The following is a 19,585-nucleotide window of genomic DNA, read 5'->3' as shown; positions in this document are numbered from 1 at the left end:
ACTGTTTATTCGAGAACGAAATTGATGGGCACGATGTACCACATGGCTTCGGGGACGCCATTGCGCTTGCCGGGCACAAAGCGCCAGCGCTGCACGGAGGTGATGGCGGCCTTGTCCAGGCGCTCATAGCCACTGGACGTCTTGATTTCAATTTGCTGCGGCAGGCCTTGTTCGCTCACCATCACGCGCAGCAGCACCTTGCCTTGTTCGCCCATGCGGCGGCTGATCGATGGATAGCCGGGGCGTGGATTGTTCAGGTAGGCGGCGTCGCTGGATGGCAGCTGCACGGCCCCGCCCGAAGGTGCGGCTGGCGGTGTCGACGGGGCCGGTGGCGCGGGCGGGGCGGGCGGCGCCGTGTTGACGGCGGGTGCGCTGTCCAGCGTACCGGTGGGGGCATTCGGGGCAGGCGTCGGGTCCGCAATCGCCTTGGGCATGGGGGGCGCCTTTTGCACCGGCTGCGGCTTGGGCGGCGGCGGCTTGGGGGTGGGCTTGGGCGGCTGCGGGGTGGGCGGTGCCGCAGGTGCGGGAGCGGGGGGTTCGGGCGCTGGCGGCGCAATGAATTGGGCAATCACCTCGGCCGGAATGATCTGTGGCTCTGGGGGGCGGTCCATACCGCTTTGCAAGGCCCAGATGCCTGCGGCATGCAAGGTCAGCACCACGCCGGTGATCATGGTCTTGTGACCAAAATGTCCGGCAGGCGCGAATTTTTCAGAAGGAGACATAGATATCAAAAAGCCGGCTGTCGCAGCCAGCAGGCCTGCCATCGCGGCCTAGTGCGCAAGGTGGAAGAAATCGTACGCCCAAAGCGTCGGTGCTGCGTCCGCTATTTGCGGAAGATCCACCATGAGCAGCCCAGAACCAGAATCAGGCTGCCTGCAACTGTTGAGACGAATGCCATGCTTTGCTCTCCAAGATAGGGGTGGCAAGCTGAACTGTCTGTACGCTGGCTTCGTTGTGGATGGCCGCCGCAGCACCGCTGCTGCAGCACTTGGCCACCACGTCACGGGCGCAGGTTTCGCAGCGACCGCATTGGGTGGCCACACCCAGTTCGAATTGAATTTCGTCAAAACTCATGCCCGCATGTGCATGGCGCGCGATCTCGCGATCAGAAACTCGGTGGCATACACAAACGATCATGGCTGCAAGCAGTTGTGGCTGGCTATTGATGTGATGCAGAAATTATAAATGCGAATTCATCGCATTTGCAAACACTTTCTATGTGTCGGGTTAAAGCGAGGCCGCAGACGGGCGTAAAAAAACCGGCCGAAGCCGGTTGTGTGTGCGCCAGGTGAATCAGCTGACGTGCTTGCCGATCAGGCCAGCCATTTCGAACATCGAAACTTGGGGCTTGCCGAACACTTCCTTGAGCTTGGCATCTGCGTTGATCATGCGCTTGTTGGCAGCGTCTTGCAGCTTGTTGGCCTTGATGTAGACCCACAGCTTGCTGATGATTTCGGTGCGGGGCAGAGGATCCTTGCCCACCACGGCCGCCAGAGCGGGGCTGGGGGTCAGGGGTTTCATGAAGGCGGCGTTAGGAGTGCGCTTTTTTGCGGGAGCTGCGGTTGCAGCAGTTGCCTTCTTTGCAGTTGCCATGTTTGCTTTCCTTGTTGGGATGGGTGTTGTGCCAGCTTGGCGGGGCGCGGGCCTGCGCCACGACTGGTTGAGCCTGATGCTAATGGGAAAAATTAGGCTTTCCAAGCGGGCGAACCAGTTTTTTTCACCAGAGTTGTTGCAACAGAGCACGTCTTGACGCAAAAGCGTACCGTTTCTTTCCAGTCCGCCCAAGAAATGGGAGCATGCCTCTGTGTGAATCCAGAATCAAACCAAGGGCGTTGACCTGCCCTCAAGAGGAGATGTGATGCCAGTCAATTTTCAGACCTGTGACCTGTGCGACGCCCACAAGAGTGAGGATGGTGGGGCCTTCAGGGTGTTGCCGCCGGTGTTTCACCACTATGGGGGGATGCGGCAGTTTGCGGGTCCAGTTGCCACCGTAAAGTGCTTCGAGGACAACAGCCTGGTCAAGCGGGCGGTGGACTCTGCCGGGAGCGGGCGGGTCTTGGTGGTGGACGGCGGCGGGTCTCTGCGCAAGGCGCTGGTGGGGGGCAACCTCGCAGCGGCTGCGGCGCGCAACGGCTGGGCGGGGGTGGTGGTCGATGGGTGTGTGCGCGACGTTGCAGAGTTGCGCAGTGCGGAGGTGGGCATCATGGCCCTGGGTCTGATGCCCATGCCCACTGAGAAGCGCGGCGAAGGCCAAAAGGATGTAGCGGTGATGCTAGCGGGCGTGCCCGTGCGTCCGGGGGACTGGCTGTATGCGGATGAAGACGGGGTGGTGGTGACACATGGGCCGGTGCACATGGCCGCAAGCTGAATCAGCCTTTCAGCCGCAATTTTCACTTGGCAAGGATGTGTTTTCATATTGCAAAATTTCTCAATGTTGCAATGCAATAAGAAATTTCACGGATAAGAATTTGATTTTGTATTGAGAAATATGTGTATAAGTATTTGATTTTTAATGATGAAAATATTTGTCTTGTATAAGACATAAGAGCTTGCATGACTCTTCTATAAGACTTAAATTTATCTCCAGGCCGACAAGAAATCGGCACCCAAGTTCGGATCATTGACTGACTTTTAACTGGAGACCCACCATGCCTGAATCCCTGAACCAACAACTCAGCCGTGAACAGCAGATCGCCGCCCTGGAAAAGGATTGGGCGCAAAACCCCCGCTGGAAAGGTGTGAAGCGTGGCTATACCGCTGCCGATGTGGTGCGCCTGCGTGGCAGCCTGCAGCCTGAGTACACCCTGGCCCAGCGCGGCGCAGCCAAGCTGTGGGAAAAGATCAACGGTGGTGCCAAGAAGGGCTATGTGAACGCCTTCGGCGCGATCTCTGCAGGCCAAGCCATGCAGCAGGCGAAGGCAGGGCTCGAAGCGGTGTACCTGTCGGGCTGGCAAGTGGCCGCCGACGGCAACACTTCCGAGACCATGTACCCCGACCAGTCGTTGTACGCCTACGACTCGGTGCCCACCATGGTGCGCCGTATCAACAACACCTTCAAGCGTGCTGACGAAATCCAGTGGGGCCGTGGCATCAATCCTGGCGACAAGGAATTCATCGACTACTTCCTGCCCATCGTGGCGGATGCCGAAGCCGGCTTCGGCGGTGTGCTGAACGCCTTCGAATTGATGAAGAACATGATTGCCGCTGGTGCTGCCGGTGTGCACTTCGAAGACCAACTGGCGGCTGTGAAAAAGTGCGGCCACATGGGTGGCAAGGTGCTGGTGCCCACGCAGGAGGCCTGCGAGAAGCTGATCGCCGCGCGCTTCGCCGCCGACGTGATGGGTGTGCCCACCATCGTGCTGGCCCGTACCGATGCGGAGGCCGCCAACCTGATCACGTCCGATCACGACGCCAACGACAAGCCCTTCCTGACTGGCGAGCGTACGCAAGAAGGCTTCTACCGTGTCAAGAACGGTCTGGAGCAGGCGATCAGCCGCGGCGTGGCCTACGCACCTTATGCGGATCTGGTCTGGTGCGAAACCGGTGTGCCCGACATTGGCTTTGCCCGTGAGTTCGCACAGGCCGTGCACGCTGCCTGCCCTGGCAAGTTGCTGTCGTACAACTGCTCGCCCTCGTTCAACTGGAAGAAGAACCTCGACGACAAGCAGATCGCTGCGTTCCAGGACGACCTGTCGGCGCTGGGTTACAAGTACCAGTTCATCACGCTGGCCGGCATTCACGTCAACTGGTTCAATACCTTCCAGTTCGCCCATGCCTATGCCCGTGGTGAAGGCATGAAGCACTACGTGAACATGGTGCAGGAGCCCGAGTTCGCGGCGCGTGACAAGGGGTATACCTTCGTGTCGCACCAGCAGGAAGTGGGTGCGGGCTACTTCGACGACGTGACCACCGTGATCCAGGGTGGATCTTCCAGCGTCAAGGCGCTGACCGGCTCGACCGAAGAAGAGCAGTTCCACTGATTGAGCGCCTGCCGGCGCAGAGCATGGTGGGGTTCTGCGCTGGCTTGGAGTGATATGGCTTGGCCTGCAGTCGCTGACTGCGGGCTTTTTTGTTGTTGCAGCGTTAAAATGCGCAAATACTTAATCAACAAGGGCGAGAAAGGCAATCTGGTTATGACACCGCGAACGACGAGCACGGAGTTCTCTCGCAGCCATTGAGGCTGTGTGTTCGCGCCTGCCTGCAGTTGTTGGCCCCTCCAGCGCGGACATGTCCGCGCTTTGTTTTTTCAGTCACTGCGCGCTTCAGTCACAGACAAGTTTCCAAGGATTTTCATGCTAAAGATCACACTTCCAGACGGCTCGCAACGCGAATTTGACGGCCCTGTCACGCCCATGCAGGTGGCTGCATCGATTGGCCCTGGCCTGGCCAAAAACACGGTGGCTGGCAAGGTCAATGGCCGTTTGGTGGATGCCTGCGATCTGATTGAGCAAGACGCGCAGCTGCAAATCATTACGCCCAAGGACCAGGACGGCCTGGACATCATTCGCCACTCCTGTGCCCACTTGGTGGGGCATGCCGTCAAGCAGCTATATCCGACCGCCAAGATGGTGATCGGTCCTGTGATCGACGAAGGCTTTTACTACGACATCTCGTACGAGCGTCCCTTCACGCCCGAAGATATGGCGGCGATTGAAGTGCGCATGAAGGAGTTGATCGCGCAGGACTATGACGTGATCAAGAAGATGACCCCGCGCGCCGATGTCATCAAGGTGTTTCAGGAGCGTGGCGAAGACTACAAGCTGCGTCTGGTCGAGGACATGCCGGACGAGCAGGCCATGGGCTTGTACTACCACCAAGAATACGTGGACATGTGCCGTGGCCCGCACGTGCCCAACACCCGCTTCCTGAAAGTCTTCAAGCTGACCAAGCTGGCAGGTGCGTACTGGCGTGGTGATGCCAAGAACGAGCAACTGCAGCGTGTGTACGGCACGGCCTGGGCCGACAAGAAGGACCTGCAGGCCTACATCACCCGCATCGAGGAAGCTGAAAAGCGCGATCACCGTCGTCTGGGGCGCGAACTGGACCTGTATCACATCGACGAATGCTCGCCTGGCACCGTGTTCTGGCACCCCAAGGGCTGGCGCGTGTGGCAGGAGGTGGAGCAGTACATGCGCCGCATCTACCGCGACAACGGCTACGAAGAAGTCAAGGGTCCCCAGATCCTGGACAAGACGCTGTGGGAGAAGACCGGCCACTGGGACAAGTACCGCGACAACATGTTCGTGACGGAGTCCGAGAAGCGCGACTACGCCTTGAAGCCCATGAACTGCCCCGGGCACATCCTGATCTTCAAGCAGGGCATCAAGAGCTACCGCGAATTGCCGCTGCGCTATGGCGAATTCGGTCAGTGCCACCGCAATGAGCCCACCGGTGGCTTGCACGGCATCATGCGTGTGCGCGGCTTCACGCAGGACGATGGCCACATCTTCTGTACCGAAGACCAGATCCAGCAGGAAGTGCTGAACTTCAATCAGTTGGTGCAGAAGGTGTATGCCGACTTCGGCTTCACCGACATCATCTACAAGGTGGCCACCCGCCCTGCGGCGCGCATCGGCTCGGACGAGATCTGGGACAAGGCCGAAAAAGCCTTGTTCGATGCACTGAAGGCATCGGGTTGCGACTACCAGATCGCGGTGGGCGATGGTGCCTTCTACGGCCCCAAGATCGAGTACACCCTCAAGGATGCGCTGGGTCGCCAGTGGCAGTGCGGCACCATCCAGGTGGACTTCTCCATGCCGGAGCGCCTAGATGCCGAGTATGTGGGCGAAGATGGGGCACGCCACCGCCCCGTGATGCTGCACCGGGCCATCGTCGGTTCGCTGGAGCGTTTCATCGGTATTTTGGTCGAACAGTACGCGGGCGCCTTGCCCGTGTGGCTGGCGCCAGAGCAGGTGGCGGTGCTCAACATCACGGACGCACAGGCCGATTACGTGAAGGAAGTTGTGGCAAAGGTGCAAAAAGCATTGCCCCATCAAAGCCTTAAGGTCGTGTCTGATCTGCGCAACGAAAAGATCACGTATAAAATACGCGAGCATGCATTGCAGAAGCTGCCTTACATCCTGGTCGCCGGCGACAAGGAAAAAGCGGCAGGCACCGTCGCTGTGCGTGCCCGAGGTAACAAGGACTTGGGCGTCATGTCGGTGGAGGCGTTCATTGAACTGCTGACCAGCGATATCCACAACAAAGTCTGATGCAGTAAGGCGCGGCCAGTCCGCGCCGATCTCATCAATGCAAGCAGCTACGCTTTTCGTAGCGTTTTCAATTTAGGGTGAAAGCCATAGCTACAGAATTCCGTGACCGTCGCCACCGCGAGGAACGCAAACACCGTCTGAACCGTGAAATCATGGTGCCTGAAGTGCGTCTGTCGGGTCCTGAGAATGAGCCCCTGGGCATTGTTTCCTTGCAGGAAGCATTGCGCATGGCCGGTGATTTGGACGTTGATCTGGTGGAAATTGCCGCAACGGCAACGCCGCCCGTATGCCGCTTGATGGACTACGGCAAGTTCAAGTACCAAGAGCAGAAGAAGGCGGCGGAAGCCAAGGCCAAGCAGACCGTGATCGATATCAAGGAGGTGAAATTCCGCCCAGGTACCGATGATGGCGACTACAACATCAAGCTGCGCAACATTCGCCGTTTCCTGGCGGACGGCGACAAGGTCAAGGTGACCCTGCGTTTCCGCGGCCGTGAAATCACGCACCAGCAACTGGGTCTGGATCTGCTGAATCGTCTGCGCGACGAGCTGGCGGACTCCATCCAGGTGGAGCAATTCCCCAAGCTGGAAGGCCGCCAGATGGTGATGATGATCGCTCCTGCGCGCAAAAAGCCTGCCGGTGGCAAGCCTGCCGCAGACACGGGCGCACAAACCGCGTAAAATGAATTGTTTTTCGGGAGCCTGCCCGCAAGGGCAGGTTTTCGTTTTGCAGCTTCCAAAGCTGTAAAAGCCGGCGCAAGCCAGCACCCAGAAGTGTCTCGGGGCCTACAAGTTGGGGCAGGGTTGCCACAACGCCTCACGAGCACAACAAACAGGAGCATTCACATGCCCAAAATGAAGACCAAGAGCAGCGCGAAGAAGCGTTTTCGCGTTCGTCCCGGTGGTACCGTCAAGCGCGGTCAAGCCTTCAAGCGTCACATCTTGACCAAGAAGAGCACGAAGAACAAGCGCCACCTGCGTGGCATCACTTCCGTGCATGAAGGCGATATGGGCTCCATCGCAAAGATGTTGCCTGGCGCTGGTCTGTAATTCACTGACGAACTAGGAGAAAACACATGCCTCGCGTCAAACGTGGTGTAACGGCTCGTGCCCGTCACAAAAAAGTTCTGACCCTGTCCAAGGGTTTCCGCGGTCGTCGCGGTAACGTCTTCCGCGTCGCCAAGCAGGCGGTGATGAAGGCAGGCCAATACGCCTACCGTGACCGTCGTACCAAGAAGCGCGTGTTCCGCCAGCTGTGGATCGCCCGTATCAACGCCGCTGCACGTGAACTGGGCCTGACTTACAGCCAGTTCGCCAACGGCCTGAAGAAGGCTTCCATCGAAATCGACCGCAAGATGCTGGCCGATATCGCTGTGCACGACAAGGCTGCTTTCAGCAGCATCGTTGACCAAGTGAAGGCCAAGCTGGCTGCTGCTTAAGTTAACGGTTGGTTGCTACTCTTCGGGTAGCTGCTAGCGCACAAACGGCAAGGGCTAGGGCTTGAAAAGGCACTAGCCCTTGTTTATTTTTACAAGTCGATAAAGAGTCGATATGAACGAGTTGGATTCTCTGGTCGAAAGCGCGCAGCAGCTGTTTGCGCAGGCCCACACCCCCGCTGATCTGGAAAATGCCAAGGCGCAGTTTCTGGGCAAGTCGGGCAAGATGACCGAGCTCATGAAGGGCATGGCGCAGCTTTCCGTCGAAGAGAAAAAGTCGCGTGGCGCTGCCATCAACGTGGCCAAGCAGTCGATCGAAGCGGCCCTGACCGCGCGCCGCAAGGCGCTGGCCGATGCCGAGCTGCAGGCCCACCTGAAGGCCGAGGTGTTGGACGTGACCCTGCCGGGTCGCCGCCGCGGCACTGGCGGTCTGCACCCCGTGTCCGTGACGATGGAGCGCATCGAGGGCATCTTTGGCTCCATGGGCTTTGACGTGGCCGAAGGCCCCGAGATCGAATCCGACTGGTTCAACTTCACGGCGCTGAACACGCCCGAAGACCACCCCGCGCGCTCCATGCACGACACCTTCTACGTGGAAGGTGGCGCGCAGCACGCGCCCAACCTGCTGCGCACGCACACCAGCCCGATGCAGGTGCGCCATGCCGTGCAGCACGTCAAGAAATACCGCAATGCACTCGATGCCGGCCAGTCCATGCCCGAGATCCGCGTCATTGCCCCCGGCCGCACCTACCGTGTGGACTCGGACGCCACGCACTCGCCCATGTTCCACCAGTGCGAAGGCCTGTGGATCGGCGAGAACGTGAGCTTCAAGGACCTGAAGGTCGTGTTCACCGACTTCTGCAAGACCTTCTTTGAATCGGACGACCTGGTGCTGCGCTTCCGCCCCAGCTTCTTCCCGTTCACCGAGCCTTCGGCCGAAATCGACATCCAGTTCCAGAGCGGCCCGCTGGCCGGTCGCTGGCTGGAAGTGGCCGGCTCCGGCCAGGTGCACCCCAACGTGGTGCGCAACATGGGGCTGGACCCCGAAAAGTACATCGGCTTTGCCTTTGGCATGGGCCCCGATCGCCTGACCATGCTGCGTTATGGCGTGAACGACCTGCGCCTGTTCTTCGACGGCGACATCCGTTTCCTGTCGCAGTTCCAGTAATTCATAAAGTGAGCGGTTTGTGCGCGCCCATCAAGTGTTTCGGATGGTTTTGATACGGAAATCCTTGATCACCGCGCGCCAACAGCTCCTGCTTTTGAAAGTACGCCTGCCCAGTCCGCTGCAGACCTGCAAGGTGCAACGGGCATGAACGCCAAAGAGTCTGACTATGCAATTTCCTGAATCCTGGTTGCGCGAATACTGCAACCCGACACTGACGACCCAAGAGCTGGCCGACACCCTGACCATGGCTGGTCTGGAAGTCGAAGAACTCGACCCCGTGGCGCCTCCCTTCACCGGCATCGTGGTCGGTGAAATCAAGGAAGCCGTGCAGCACCCCGACGCCGACCGCCTGCGCATCTGCCAGGTCGACGTGGGTGGCCCCGAGCTGCTGAACATCGTCTGCGGCGCGCCCAATGCGCGCGTGGGCATCCGTGTGCCTTGCGCCACTGTGGGCGCCGAGCTGCCACCCGGTGAGGACGGCAAGCCCTTCAAGATCAAGATCGGCAAGCTACGCGGTGTGCAGAGCTTTGGCATGCTGTGCTCGGCCAAGGAGCTGGGCATCGACGACGACGCCAGCGGCCTGCTGGAGTTCCCCGCCGATGCGCCCCTGGGCCAGAACGTGCGCGAGTACCTGAACCTGGACGACACGCTGTTCACGCTGAAGCTCACGCCCAACCTGGCGCACTGCCTGAGCGTGTATGGCGTGGCGCGCGAGCTGTCGGCCCTGACCGGCACGCCGCTCAAAGCCCTGTCCTTCCCTGCCGCCGCCGTGGCGCTGCAGGACAAGCTGCCCGTGAAGATCGAGGCGACCGACCTGTGCGGCCGTTTCTCGGGCCGCATCGTGCGCAACGTCAACACGCAGGTGAAGACGCCCCAGTGGATGGTGGATCGCCTGGCGCGCTGCGGCCAGCGCGCGGTCTCGCCCCTGGTGGACATCTCCAACTACGTGATGTTCGAGCTGGGCCGTCCCAGCCACATCTTCGATCTGGACAAGATCCACGGCGGCCTGAATGTGCGCTGGGGCAAGGAGGGCGAAACGCTCAAGCTGCTCAATGGCAACACCATCAAGATTGATGATTTCCTCCAGGTCGGCGTGATTGCCGACGACCAGGGCCTGGAATCGCTGGCCGGCATCATGGGCGGTGATGCCACGGCCGTGTCCGACGACACCAAGAACATCTACATCGAAGCCGCGTTCTGGTTCCCCAAGGCCGTGGCCGGGCGCTCGCGCCACTTCAACTTCTCGACCGACGCCGGCCACCGCTTCGAGCGCGGCGTGGACCCTGCGTTCACCACCGAGCACATCGAGCGCATCACCGCGCTGGTGCTGGAGATCTGCGGCACGCCCGACACACAGGTAGGCGCCCTGGACGACCAGCAGCCCAATATGCCCGTGCCCAAGACCGTGCAACTGCGCGTGGCGCGTGCGGCCAAGGTCATCGGCATGGCCGTGACGCAGCAGCAATGCCTGGATGCCTTGAATGGACTGGGCCTGCCAGCCACCGTGGCCGGTGAAGGCGTGATTGCGGTCACTGCACCCACCTTCCGCTTCGACATCAACCTGGAAGAGGACCTGATCGAGGAAGTGGCCCGCATGATCGGCTACGACAACCTGCCGACCACCAAGCCGCTGGCGCCCATCGCGCCCAAGCTGCGCGCGGAAAACCGCCGCAGCCCCTACGCCGTGCGCCATGCGCTGGCCGGCCTGGGCTACCAGGAAACCATCAACTTCTCGTTCGTGGAGGCCAAGTGGGAAGCCGAGCTGGCGGGCAACCAGGACCCCGTCAAGCTGCTGAACCCGATTGCCAGCCAGTTGAGCGTGATGCGCTCCAGTCTGATCGGCTCGCTGATGCAGGTGCTGAAGTTCAACGTCGACCGCAAGGCGCCGCGTGTGCGCGTGTTCGAGCTGGGCCGCGTGTTCTTCAAGGATGCGTCCGTGGTCGACTCCGACACCACCGTCAAGGGCTTCTACCAGCCCATGCGCGTGGCCGGCCTGGCCTATGGCGCGGCCGAGCAGCTGCAATGGGGTCGTGTGGATGCCAAGGTCGACTTCTACGACGTCAAGGGCGATGTGGAAGCGCTGCTGGCACCGCTCAAGCCCGTGTTCGAGCCTGCCGAGCACCCCGCCATGCATCCCGGCCGCTGTGCCCGTGTGCTGCTGGACGGCCAGGCCATCGGCTTTGTCGGTGAGCTGCACCCCCAGTGGCGCCAGGAATGGGATCTGGCCCAGGCGCCGGTGATGTTCGAGCTGGAGCTGGACGCCGTGCTGGCCCGCCAGGTGCCCGTGTTTGCCCCCGTGGCCAAGCACCAGGCGGTGGAGCGCGACATTGCCGTGGTGGTCAAGGAGGCCGTGACCCACGCCCAGGTGATGCAGGCGATTGCTGCGGGCGTGCCCGGCGGTATGCTGCGCCATGCCGTGCTGTTCGACGTGTTCCGTCCCAAGAAGCTCAAGGCCGGCGAGGAAGCGGCGCCCGGCAGCCTGGCGCAGGACGAGAAGAGTCTGGCCGTGCGCCTGACCCTGGGTCGCGATGATGCATCGCTGACCGACGTGGACATCGACACCGCCATGCAGGCGGCGATTGCCGCCTTGCAAACCCAAGTGCAGGCCCGCCTGCGCGGATGAGGCACACCATGGAAGCAAGCAAAGTGCTGATGGACAGCGACGTGGACACGGCGGGCGCCTTGACCAAGGCCCAGCTGGCCGATCTGCTGTTTGACCAACTGGGCGTGAGCAAGCGCGAGGCCAAGGACATGGTGGATGCCTACTTTGACCTGATCGCGCAAAGCCTGGTGCAGGGCGAGGAGGTCAAGCTCTCGGGCTTCGGCAACTTCCAGATCCGTACCAAGGCGCCGCGCCCTGGGCGCAACCCGCGCACCGGCGAGCTGATCCCCATCGAGGCACGCCGCGTGGTGACCTTCCACGCCAGCACCAAGCTCAAGGAGCAGATCCAGGGCTGAGTGGAGGGCTAGGTCCTTGATTTCAAAGGATATGGTTGAAATCTGTGGTTTGCGGCGTCTGATTTGCCTCAGATGCTACAAAAACTGGATTACAATCATGGCTTCGGCGTGTAGCGCAGCCTGGTAGCGCACTTGCATGGGGTGCAAGGGGTCGCGAGTTCGAATCCCGCCACGCCGACCAATTTATCGAAAATGTGCCAGATACCCATCTGGCACATTTCACTTTCCAAGCATCCTCAGTGTTTGGAAAAGTGGGTGTCAAAACCGCGGTATAATCTGAGGCTTCGGCGTGTAGCGCAGCCTGGTAGCGCACTTGCATGGGGTGCAAGGGGTCGCGAGTTCGAATCCCGCCACGCCGACCAGTTTGAAAAGGCCTTGATCTTCGGATCAAGGCCTTTTTCATTGGTGCATATAAATCACCAAGCATAGCGGCCAGCGTAGGCCTGGCCGGCCTTTGCAATATCTTTGGCACCGAACGCCAGAAACAGTGCGCGCGAGTAGATATGTTTTTGGTAGCGGGTCAAGCCCTTTCTGTGCTTTGTTTTACGCAGGACAAGGCTTGGATGCCGCCGCGTTAATTAACGTCAAACTGTCATCGTGGGGCCGTGGCAGGCACTTAGGATCGCGCCTTTGTCTGGCGCCAGCCATGCCTTGCACCGATTTTGTGCGTGTGCGGGCTCTCTGAGAACGACGTGTATGCGCGAAAACCTTCCCGTGATGGACCAAGAATTTGATTACCCGGCGGACGAGCTGTTGATGTCCACCACCGACAGCCAGGGGCGCATCACCCACTGCAATGCCGCTTTCGAGCGCGTCAGCGGCTACACCATGCAGGAATTGATGGGGCAGCCGCACAACCTGGTGCGTCACCCGGACATGCCACCGGAGGCCTTCAAGGACATGTGGTCCACGATTGGCCATGGCCGCAGCTGGAAGGGGCTGGTCAAGAACCGGCGCAAGGACGGCAGCTTCTACTGGGTGGCGGCCCATGTCACGCCCATCGTGCACCAGGGCAGGCCTCTGGGCTATATGTCGGTGCGGGCCAAGCCCACGCGGGCGCAGGTGCAGTCGGCCGAGGCCCTGTATGCCCAGCTGCATGCGCAGCGGGGGCAACCACAGCCTTCGGTGGCGCTGCATGCCGGCCACGTGCGCCGCCAGGGCTGGCGCAACCACCTGGGCAAGCTGCAGCGCCTGTCCTTCACGCAGCGCATGGCCTGGTTGCTGGCACCGGTGTTGGCACTGGCCCTGATTTTCCCCTGGATGGGCTGGACCCAGGCGTGGCAGCTGGCCGTGCAGGCGTTGGCGCTGCTGGCGTGGATGGGGTTGGCGCTGTGGCGCTTGCATGCACGTGTCAGCCTGCCGTTGGCGCAGGTGCAGGCGCTGGCCACGGACCTGGCCGGCTGCCAGCTGAACAAACCCTTGCCGCCCTTGCTGCCGGGGCGCCATCCCATGGCCTTGCTGATGGAGCGCTTGCAGCAGATTCACATCAACCTGCGCGCGGTGGTGGGTGATGCGCGGCATGAGATCGGCAGCTTCACCGATCTGTCGCACGGCATTGCGGCGGGCGCCACCCACCTGGCGCAGCGCACCGATGTGCAGGCCGGCAAGCTGCAGGAAACGGCCAGCACCATGCAGGTGCTGGCCCAGGCGCTGGGGCAGTCGCAGCAGACCACGCTGGAGGTGATGGCGGAAAGCCAGAAGAGTGCGCAGCTGGCATCCGAGGGCGGCAAGGCCATGGAGCACGTGGAAAGCCTGGTGGAGAGCATCCGTCGTTCGTCGCAGCAGATGGGCAGCATCATCGCCACCATCGAGTCGATCGCGTTCCAGACCAACATCCTGGCGCTGAACGCCGCGGTGGAGGCCGCACGCGCCGGCGAGCAGGGGCGTGGCTTCGCGGTCGTGGCCGGGGAGGTGCGGGCCCTGGCGCAAAGCAGTGCCCAGGCGGCGGGGGAAATCCGGCGGCTGATCTCGGATTCGCACGCACAGATGGGGCAGGGGGTGGAGAAGATGCAGGATGCTGGGCGCACCATCGCCGAGGTGGTGCAGGCCGTGGCCCATGTGAGTGATCTGATGGGGGCGATTGGCGATGCTTCGCGCGACCAGGCCAGCGGCATCGGTCAGGTGGATGCCGCCTTGCGCGATCTGGACACGGTGACCCAGGGCAATGCCCGCCAGGCCGAGGAATCGGCGCAGGCCGCCCTGGGCATGAGCAGCAATGCCACCATCCTGGGTCGCACCCTGGAGGTCTTCAGGCTGTAGCGGAGTGCGGTCCCCATCGGTGGATGGGGGTTGGCAATCAAAAAGCCCCGGAGCGCATGGCTGCCGGGGCTTTTTTGATGGGGTGTGCGCGGCTTAGGCGGCTTGCTGGTCCTGGATCAGGAAGTTCAGGCGGTCCTGGCCGGCGATCCACAGCGGTGGCTTGCCGCGGCCGGTCCAGGTGGCGCCCGTGGCGGGGTCGCGGTACTTGGGGGCCACGGTCTTGGCGCCGGTGCTGGCGGCCGCGCGGGGGGCTTTCTTGGAGAAGACGTCTTCTTCGGTCAATTCATACTCGGCCACGATGGCGCGCACCTGGGCGATGGCAGAAGCCAGGGCTTCTTTGCGTGCCGCTTCAATTTGCTTTTCCAGTTCTGCGCGCTGGGCCAGTAGCTCTTTATAAGTAGTCATCAAGTTCAGAGGTGTCGGTGAAAAGGGGAGTTACGCCGAAACGCAATCTCAATTGGGTTTCTATTTTATCTGAGTTTGCAGGAAACAAAAATTAATACGGACAAGGAGTGCAGCTTTCTTGCGGAAATCGTAGGTCGCTGGAGAAAAGGTGCTGCGCTCTACGTAATTCCACGAATGAAAATTGCATTCCATGGACGTCAGCTTGTCGAAAGAGCGCCGTGAATAATGGCCGGCAGATAAAAAGTCAAGGAGACGAAACCATGGTGTCATTTGCTGAACTCCATCAGCGCTCGATTGATCCCGCCACCCGCGACGCATTTTGGGCCGAGCAGGCGCGTTGGGTGGATTGGGCGCAAGCGCCGCAGCAAATCTGCGATTACAGCAACCCGCCATTTGCGCGCTGGTTTGCCGATGGCCGATTGAATCTGTGCCACAACGCTGTGGACCGGCATTTGGCCGATCGTGCGGAGCAGGCCGCCTTGATCGCGGTATCGACCGAAACCGAAACGGAAAAGACCTACAGCTACCGCGAACTGCATACCGAAGTGCAGCGCATGGCGGCGGTGCTGCAATCGTTTGGGGTGGAAAAAGGCGACCGGGTGCAAATCTATATGCCCATGATTGCCGAGGCCGTGTTTGCCATGCTGGCCTGCGCCCGTTTGGGGGCCATTCACAGCGTGGTATTCGGCGGTTTTGCGGCGGTGTCGCTGGCATCGCGCATTGAGGACGCCCAGCCCAAGGTGATTGTCAGCGCCGATGCCGGCTCGCGTGGCGGGCGCGTGGTGCCCTACAAACCCCTGCTGGATGAGGCCCTGGGCCTCAGCGCACACAAGCCACAGGCCGTGCTGCTGGTGAATCGCGGACTGGCCAAAATGGATTTGCGCGCGGGGCGCGACCACCTGTGGGGTGATTTGCGCGCCCGCTATCTGGATGCCCAGGTGCCTTGTACCTGGGTGCAATCCACCGACCCCAGCTATATCCTCTATACCAGTGGTACGACCGGCAAGCCCAAGGGTGTCCAGCGCGATACGGGCGGTTATACCGTGGCCCTGGCCGCCAGCATGCCGCATATTTTCGGCACCAAACCAGGGCAAACCTTTTTCTGCACCAGCGATATTGGTTGGGTCGTGGGCCACAGTTACATCGTATATGGCCCCTTGATTGCCGGCATGGCCACCATTTTGTATGAAGGCCTGCCCATCCGGCCCGATGCCGGCGTGTGGTGGAGCCTGGTCGAGAAATACCGCGTGACCCACATGTTCTCTGCGCCCACGGCAGTGCGCGTGCTCAAAAAGCACGATGCGGCTTTTCTGCGGCAATATGACCTGTCGAGCCTGCAGGCCCTGTGGCTGGCGGGCGAGCCCCTGGATGAGCCCACGGCGCAATGGATCAGCGAGGCCTTGCAGGTGCCCATCATCGACAACTACTGGCAGACCGAAACCGGCTGGCCGATTCTGACGCTGTGCAATGGCGTGCAGCCGCAGGTCAGTCGCTTTGGCAGCCCCGGCAAGGCCGTGTATGGCTACAACGTGCAGTTGCTGGATGACAAGACCGGCGAGGAACTGACCGAGCCGGACCGCAAGGGGGTGTTGGCGATCGAAGGGCCCCTGCCGCCGGGCTGCATGCAGACCGTGTGGGGTGACGATGCCCGCTTTGTCAAAACCTACTGGCAGAGCATTCCAGGCAAGCTGGTCTACAGCACCTTTGACTGGGGCATCCGCGATGCCGATGGCTATTACTTCATCCTGGGGCGCACCGACGATGTGATCAACGTGGCGGGCCACCGGCTGGGCACCCGGGAGATCGAGGAAAGCATTGCCGCCCATCCGGACATTGCCGAGGTCGCCGTGGTTGGCGTGGCCGACAACCTCAAGGGGCAGGTGGCCATGGCGTTCGCGGTGGTGCGCGATGCCGGCAAGGTGGCGGATGCCGCGGCCCAGGCGCGCATGGAGGCCGAGGTCATGAAGCTGGTCGACAGCCAGCTGGGGGCCGTGGCGCGTCCTTCGCGGGTGGTGTTTGTGTCGGCCCTGCCCAAGACGCGCAGTGGCAAGCTGCTGCGCCGTGCGCTGCAGGCGGTGGCCGAGCGCCGTGACCCCGGGGACCTGACCACCATGGAAGACCCGACGGCCCTGGCCCAGGTCAAGCAGCTGCTGGATGCCTGACCGACCTCCGTCCAGCACGAGGGACCGCGAGGTCCCTTTTTTGCACCGGTTTTTTCGAAAAGAGGAGCTGTCAGCGCAAACAGGATAAGCGCTGGAGGCCTATTTCTTGCATTTTCTGGGCGACGCAACGCGTCGTGGCCCGTGGGGGGGCGTGTGCCCCGTGGGGGCCGGTGGCGTTGTCGGTCGCCCTTCAGCGCACGGCGGCGGGGGCGACGGGCGGAGTGGCCTGGGCGGCCGACCAGGTCGACAGCCAGGCGGGCAACTGGGCCAGCGGCATCGGGGGGGCGAAGTGGAAGCCCTGGGCGATGTGGCAGCCCATGAGTTCCAGGGCAGTGCACTGGTCGGCGCTTTCCACGCCTTCGGCGATCACCGAGTAGCCGAAGGCCTGGGCCAGGCTGACGACGCCATGGACGATGGCGCAATCCCCGGGGTCGCTGAGCATGTCGCGCACAAAGCTGCGGTCGATCTTGAGCGAGTCCAGTGGCAGGCCGCGCAGATAGGTCAGCGAGGAGTAGCCGGTGCCGAAATCGTCCAGGGTCACGCTGATCCTCTGCGCGCGCAGCTGTGCCAGCACCTGGGCCACGTGCTGGATGTCGTACAGGGCGGCGCTTTCCGTGATCTCCAGCTCCAGCCAGTGCGGAGGCACGTCCGGGTGGGTCTGCAGCAGCTCCGTCACCCATTGGGCAAATCCCGGCTGCTGCAGGTGCCGCGCGGAGATGTTGACGGCCACCTGCAGCTGCAGTCCCTGTGCGATCAGCTGCTCGATGCAGCCCATGGCATGGCGTAGCGCCCATTGGCCGAACGGCACTTCCAGTTCCGTGCCTTCGATCAGGGGCAAAAAGTCCTGGGGGCTGAGCACGCCGCGCTCCGGGTGCAGCCAGCGTGACAAGACCTCCACGCCCACGACGCGCTGGTGGCGGGTGTCGACCTTGGGCTGCACGTAGAGCGTGAACTCCCCGCCCTCCAGTCCCTCGCGGATGCGCAGGCCCTGGATCTGCTGCGCGCGCTGGCTGCGCTCCAGGGTGCTGTCAAAGGCCTGGATGCGGTTGCGCCCGCTTTGCTTGGCCTGGTACATGGCCTGGTCGGCGTGGCGGATCAGGGTGTCGGCGTCGCAGTCGTCCTCGGGGTAGAGGGTGTAGCCGATGCTGGCGGTGACCTGCACGGCTTCGCCATCCAGGGTGTAGGGGCGCGAGATGCTGGCCATCAGCCGCTGCAGCAGGTTTTCGCACTGCACGCGGGTGTGGATCTGGCTGAGCAGCAGCACGAATTCGTCGCCGCCAAAGCGCGCCACGCAGTCATCGGCGCGCAGGGCGTGCTGCAGGCGCTTGGCCACCAGGACCAGCAGCCGGTCGCCGGCGTCGTGGCCCAGGCGGTCGTTGATGGGCTTGAAGCCATCCAGGTCCAGGTAGACCACGCCCAGCAACTGCTGGCTCTGGCGCGCCTGGACCAGGGCTTCGTGCAGGCGCGCCGCCAGCTCGATCCGATTCGCCAGTCCGGTCAGGGCGTCAAAGTGCGCCAGCTGCTGCAGACTGTGCTTTTGTTCCTGCTGGGTGGTGACATCCAGGCACACACCCAGCATGCGCATGGCGCGCCCATGCAGGTCGTAGCGCACCACCTTGCCCATGGAGCGCAGCCAGCGCGAGCGGCCATGCGCCGGCTGCAGGAGCCAGGTGACATCGAAGGGCCCATCCTCGGGGTGGTCAATGTGGCGCAGCAGCTCCAGGTTGAAGCGCGGGATGTCGTGGCTGCCGACCAGCTCGGTCCAGTGCCAGTCCTGGCGGGCCTGGCCCAGGCTGGCCGGGCCATCCTGCACGGGCAGGTGGTTGAGCGTGCTCCAGAACGCATCGCCGGTGATCAGTCCGGTGTGCAGGTCCCAGTCCCAGCGGCCCAGCGAGGCCGCCTCCAGCGTGATGGACAGCAGGGCTTCGCGCTCGCGGATGGATTCTTCCTGGCGCTTTTGCGCATCGATGTCCTGCATCACGCCGCGCATGGCAGTGATGCGGCCGTCGTCGTCCAGGACGGCTTCACCGCGCGAGCGCACCCACAGCTTGCGCCCGTCGGTGCGCAGGATCTGGATTTCCAGCTCCCAGTCGCTGCGTGCGCGCAGGCAGTGCTGCAACTGCGTGCGCATGCGGTCACGGTGCTCGGGCACCACAAAGGTGTTCAGGTAGTCGCGTGGCAGCGCACTGCCGCGGGGCACGCCATGCATGTCGTAGCATACGTCGGACCAGTAGACCAGTCCCTGGCCGCGCCGGTCTTCCCAGGCGCCCAGGCGCGCCAGGTGGCCAGCCTGCTGCAGCTGGCGGTTGAGGGCGTACAGCTCCTGCACGGTGCGTTCGTGCTCGCGCATGTCGTGGAAGACGAAAAGCATGCACTCTTCGCCCGCCACGGTGATCGGGATGGCCGAGATCGTGCCCGGCACCAGCTCGCCCCCGGTCTGGCACATGATGCGCATCTTGTCGACCTGGCCCTTGAGGGACAGCTCGTCCAGCAGCTTGCTGCGTTCGTCCGGGGTGGCGTAGACCTGCAGTTCGGCATTGGTGCGGCCGATGATCTGGTGCAGCTCCAGCCCCACCATGCGGCAGAACGCTGGGTTGACATCCACAAAGCGCCCATCGCGCAGCGAGGTGATGCCGGCGGCATCGGGCAGGGTGCGGTAGGCCGCACTGTAGATGGTCTGCACCACCTGGCGCTGCGCGCAGATGTGGTTGTGCCAGAGGTGGGCCAGTGCGGCCCAGGCCAGTGCAACGGCCAGCCAGGGCAGGTTCAGCCAGTCCCAGCCCTGGCCCCACCAGGCGCCGGGGTGCTGCGGCCACTGCTGTGTTTCCCAGATCGCCACCAGGGTGACGGCCAGGACCACAGCCAGGCCCAATGCCGCAGTGCGGGTGCGCAGCAGGGAAAGAAAGAGTGGACGGAGGGCATTCATGGACCGGGGAGTGTGGGGCAGCCGAGAGCAGCCGCAATGCTGGGGGCGGTCCCCGCTCGT

Annotated in this window: 17 protein-coding genes and 2 tRNA genes; 14 read left to right on the top strand and 5 right to left on the bottom strand. The window is 62.2% G+C overall.

What is annotated here, in order from left to right; translation table 11 throughout:
* Window positions 1–5 precede the first annotated feature (5 nt).
* The 3 genes from KAQ61_RS07930 to KAQ61_RS07920 all read right to left on the bottom strand — a co-directional run bounded on the left by KAQ61_RS07930 (window position 6) and on the right by KAQ61_RS07920 (window position 1,593).
* On the bottom strand, window positions 6–722 hold the full coding sequence (locus KAQ61_RS07930; RefSeq protein ID WP_210931242.1) for an energy transducer TonB: 717 nt from the start codon (window positions 720–722) through the stop codon (window positions 6–8).
* A gap of 142 nt (window positions 723–864) precedes the next feature.
* Window positions 865–1,137 (bottom strand): (2Fe-2S)-binding protein, encoded by a 273-nt coding sequence (locus tag KAQ61_RS07925; RefSeq protein ID WP_081888958.1) that lies wholly within the window; start codon window positions 1,135–1,137, stop codon window positions 865–867.
* A gap of 156 nt (window positions 1,138–1,293) precedes the next feature.
* Window positions 1,294–1,593, bottom strand: a complete 300-nt coding sequence (locus tag KAQ61_RS07920) for an SWIB/MDM2 domain-containing protein (protein ID WP_042416534.1) — start codon at window positions 1,591–1,593, stop codon at window positions 1,294–1,296.
* On the opposite strand from KAQ61_RS07920, the gene KAQ61_RS07915 reads away from it, so the two are divergent.
* The 13 genes from KAQ61_RS07915 (at window position 1,520) to KAQ61_RS07855 (ending at window position 14,032) form a co-directional block, all read left to right on the top strand.
* Window positions 1,520–1,750 (top strand): hypothetical protein, encoded by a 231-nt coding sequence (locus KAQ61_RS07915; RefSeq protein ID WP_162524685.1) that lies wholly within the window; start codon window positions 1,520–1,522, stop codon window positions 1,748–1,750. The genes KAQ61_RS07920 and KAQ61_RS07915 overlap by 74 nt on opposite strands.
* Before the next feature lie 108 nt (window positions 1,751–1,858).
* Window positions 1,859–2,368, top strand: a complete 510-nt coding sequence (gene rraA, locus KAQ61_RS07910) for a ribonuclease E activity regulator RraA (protein ID WP_210931239.1) — start codon at window positions 1,859–1,861, stop codon at window positions 2,366–2,368.
* 280 nt (window positions 2,369–2,648) lie between these two features.
* Window positions 2,649–3,980 carry an isocitrate lyase gene (aceA, locus tag KAQ61_RS07905; protein ID WP_043383561.1) on the top strand — a complete coding sequence of 444 codons (1,332 nt, stop codon included), beginning with the start codon at window positions 2,649–2,651 and terminating at the stop codon, window positions 3,978–3,980.
* A 312-nt stretch (window positions 3,981–4,292) separates the two neighbouring features.
* Window positions 4,293–6,212 (top strand): threonine--tRNA ligase, encoded by a 1,920-nt coding sequence (gene thrS, locus KAQ61_RS07900; RefSeq protein ID WP_210931229.1) that lies wholly within the window; start codon window positions 4,293–4,295, stop codon window positions 6,210–6,212.
* A gap of 77 nt (window positions 6,213–6,289) precedes the next feature.
* A complete protein-coding gene (gene infC / locus KAQ61_RS07895; RefSeq protein ID WP_210931227.1) occupies window positions 6,290–6,892 on the top strand; it encodes a translation initiation factor IF-3 in 603 nt (200 codons plus the stop codon).
* A 165-nt stretch (window positions 6,893–7,057) separates the two neighbouring features.
* Window positions 7,058–7,261 (top strand): 50S ribosomal protein L35, encoded by a 204-nt coding sequence (gene rpmI / locus KAQ61_RS07890; RefSeq protein WP_042416520.1) that lies wholly within the window; start codon window positions 7,058–7,060, stop codon window positions 7,259–7,261.
* A gap of 26 nt (window positions 7,262–7,287) precedes the next feature.
* A complete protein-coding gene (gene rplT / locus KAQ61_RS07885) occupies window positions 7,288–7,650 on the top strand; it encodes a 50S ribosomal protein L20 (RefSeq protein ID WP_042416517.1) in 363 nt (120 codons plus the stop codon).
* 112 nt (window positions 7,651–7,762) lie between these two features.
* The gene (pheS, locus tag KAQ61_RS07880; RefSeq protein ID WP_210931225.1) at window positions 7,763–8,815 is read left to right on the top strand and encodes a phenylalanine--tRNA ligase subunit alpha; all 1,053 of its coding nucleotides are present in this window, start codon (window positions 7,763–7,765) and stop codon (window positions 8,813–8,815) included.
* Window positions 8,816–8,981: 166 nt separating this feature from the next.
* A complete protein-coding gene (gene pheT / locus KAQ61_RS07875; protein ID WP_210931224.1) occupies window positions 8,982–11,438 on the top strand; it encodes a phenylalanine--tRNA ligase subunit beta in 2,457 nt (818 codons plus the stop codon).
* 8 nt (window positions 11,439–11,446) lie between these two features.
* Window positions 11,447–11,773 carry an integration host factor subunit alpha gene (locus tag KAQ61_RS07870; RefSeq protein WP_042416617.1) on the top strand — a complete coding sequence of 109 codons (327 nt, stop codon included), beginning with the start codon at window positions 11,447–11,449 and terminating at the stop codon, window positions 11,771–11,773.
* A 104-nt stretch (window positions 11,774–11,877) separates the two neighbouring features.
* A tRNA-Pro gene (locus tag KAQ61_RS07865) sits at window positions 11,878–11,954 on the top strand.
* Window positions 11,955–12,058: 104 nt separating this feature from the next.
* Window positions 12,059–12,135, top strand: a tRNA-Pro gene (locus tag KAQ61_RS07860).
* Window positions 12,136–12,490: 355 nt separating this feature from the next.
* On the top strand, window positions 12,491–14,032 hold the full coding sequence (locus KAQ61_RS07855; protein ID WP_338026772.1) for a methyl-accepting chemotaxis protein: 1,542 nt from the start codon (window positions 12,491–12,493) through the stop codon (window positions 14,030–14,032).
* Between the two features lie 93 nt (window positions 14,033–14,125).
* Here the strand turns inward: KAQ61_RS07855 and KAQ61_RS07850 are convergent, their stop codons facing one another.
* A complete protein-coding gene (locus KAQ61_RS07850) occupies window positions 14,126–14,437 on the bottom strand; it encodes an H-NS histone family protein (RefSeq protein ID WP_043383549.1) in 312 nt (103 codons plus the stop codon).
* 236 nt (window positions 14,438–14,673) lie between these two features.
* Between KAQ61_RS07850 and KAQ61_RS07845 the strand changes: the two genes are divergently transcribed.
* Window positions 14,674–16,599, top strand: a complete 1,926-nt coding sequence (locus KAQ61_RS07845; RefSeq protein ID WP_276514465.1) for a propionate--CoA ligase — start codon at window positions 14,674–14,676, stop codon at window positions 16,597–16,599.
* Between the two features lie 190 nt (window positions 16,600–16,789).
* Here the strand turns inward: KAQ61_RS07845 and KAQ61_RS07840 are convergent, their stop codons facing one another.
* Window positions 16,790–19,525: a sensor domain-containing protein gene (locus KAQ61_RS07840; protein ID WP_210931218.1), complete on the bottom strand. Its 2,736-nt coding sequence runs from the start codon at window positions 19,523–19,525 to the stop codon at window positions 16,790–16,792.
* Window positions 19,526–19,585: the final 60 nt, after the last annotated feature.

Source organism: Comamonas aquatica, from assembly GCF_018064205.1.
Classification (GTDB): Bacteria; Pseudomonadota; Gammaproteobacteria; order Burkholderiales; family Burkholderiaceae_C; genus Comamonas; species Comamonas aquatica.
This window is presented reverse-complemented; position numbering and strand designations above follow the sequence as displayed.

Excerpts from the sequence above, each read along its gene's own strand:
- rraA (WP_210931239.1), top strand. The coding sequence starts at position 1,859 with ATGCCAGTCAATTTTCAGACCTGTGACCTGTGCGACGCCCACAAGAGT.
- KAQ61_RS07840 (WP_210931218.1), bottom strand. The coding sequence starts at position 19,525 with ATGAATGCCCTCCGTCCACTCTTTCTTTCCCTGCTGCGCACCCGCACT.
- thrS (WP_210931229.1), top strand. The coding sequence starts at position 4,293 with ATGCTAAAGATCACACTTCCAGACGGCTCGCAACGCGAATTTGACGGC.
- KAQ61_RS07855 (WP_338026772.1), top strand. The coding sequence starts at position 12,491 with ATGGACCAAGAATTTGATTACCCGGCGGACGAGCTGTTGATGTCCACC.
- aceA (WP_043383561.1), top strand. The coding sequence starts at position 2,649 with ATGCCTGAATCCCTGAACCAACAACTCAGCCGTGAACAGCAGATCGCC.
- KAQ61_RS07870 (WP_042416617.1), top strand. The coding sequence starts at position 11,447 with ATGGAAGCAAGCAAAGTGCTGATGGACAGCGACGTGGACACGGCGGGC.
- pheT (WP_210931224.1), top strand. The coding sequence starts at position 8,982 with ATGCAATTTCCTGAATCCTGGTTGCGCGAATACTGCAACCCGACACTG.
- KAQ61_RS07920 (WP_042416534.1), bottom strand. The coding sequence starts at position 1,593 with ATGGCAACTGCAAAGAAGGCAACTGCTGCAACCGCAGCTCCCGCAAAA.
- KAQ61_RS07850 (WP_043383549.1), bottom strand. The coding sequence starts at position 14,437 with ATGACTACTTATAAAGAGCTACTGGCCCAGCGCGCAGAACTGGAAAAG.
- rpmI (WP_042416520.1), top strand. The coding sequence starts at position 7,058 with ATGCCCAAAATGAAGACCAAGAGCAGCGCGAAGAAGCGTTTTCGCGTT.
- KAQ61_RS07915 (WP_162524685.1), top strand. The coding sequence starts at position 1,520 with ATGAAGGCGGCGTTAGGAGTGCGCTTTTTTGCGGGAGCTGCGGTTGCA.
- pheS (WP_210931225.1), top strand. The coding sequence starts at position 7,763 with ATGAACGAGTTGGATTCTCTGGTCGAAAGCGCGCAGCAGCTGTTTGCG.
- KAQ61_RS07930 (WP_210931242.1), bottom strand. The coding sequence starts at position 722 with ATGTCTCCTTCTGAAAAATTCGCGCCTGCCGGACATTTTGGTCACAAG.
- KAQ61_RS07925 (WP_081888958.1), bottom strand. The coding sequence starts at position 1,137 with ATGATCGTTTGTGTATGCCACCGAGTTTCTGATCGCGAGATCGCGCGC.
- rplT (WP_042416517.1), top strand. The coding sequence starts at position 7,288 with ATGCCTCGCGTCAAACGTGGTGTAACGGCTCGTGCCCGTCACAAAAAA.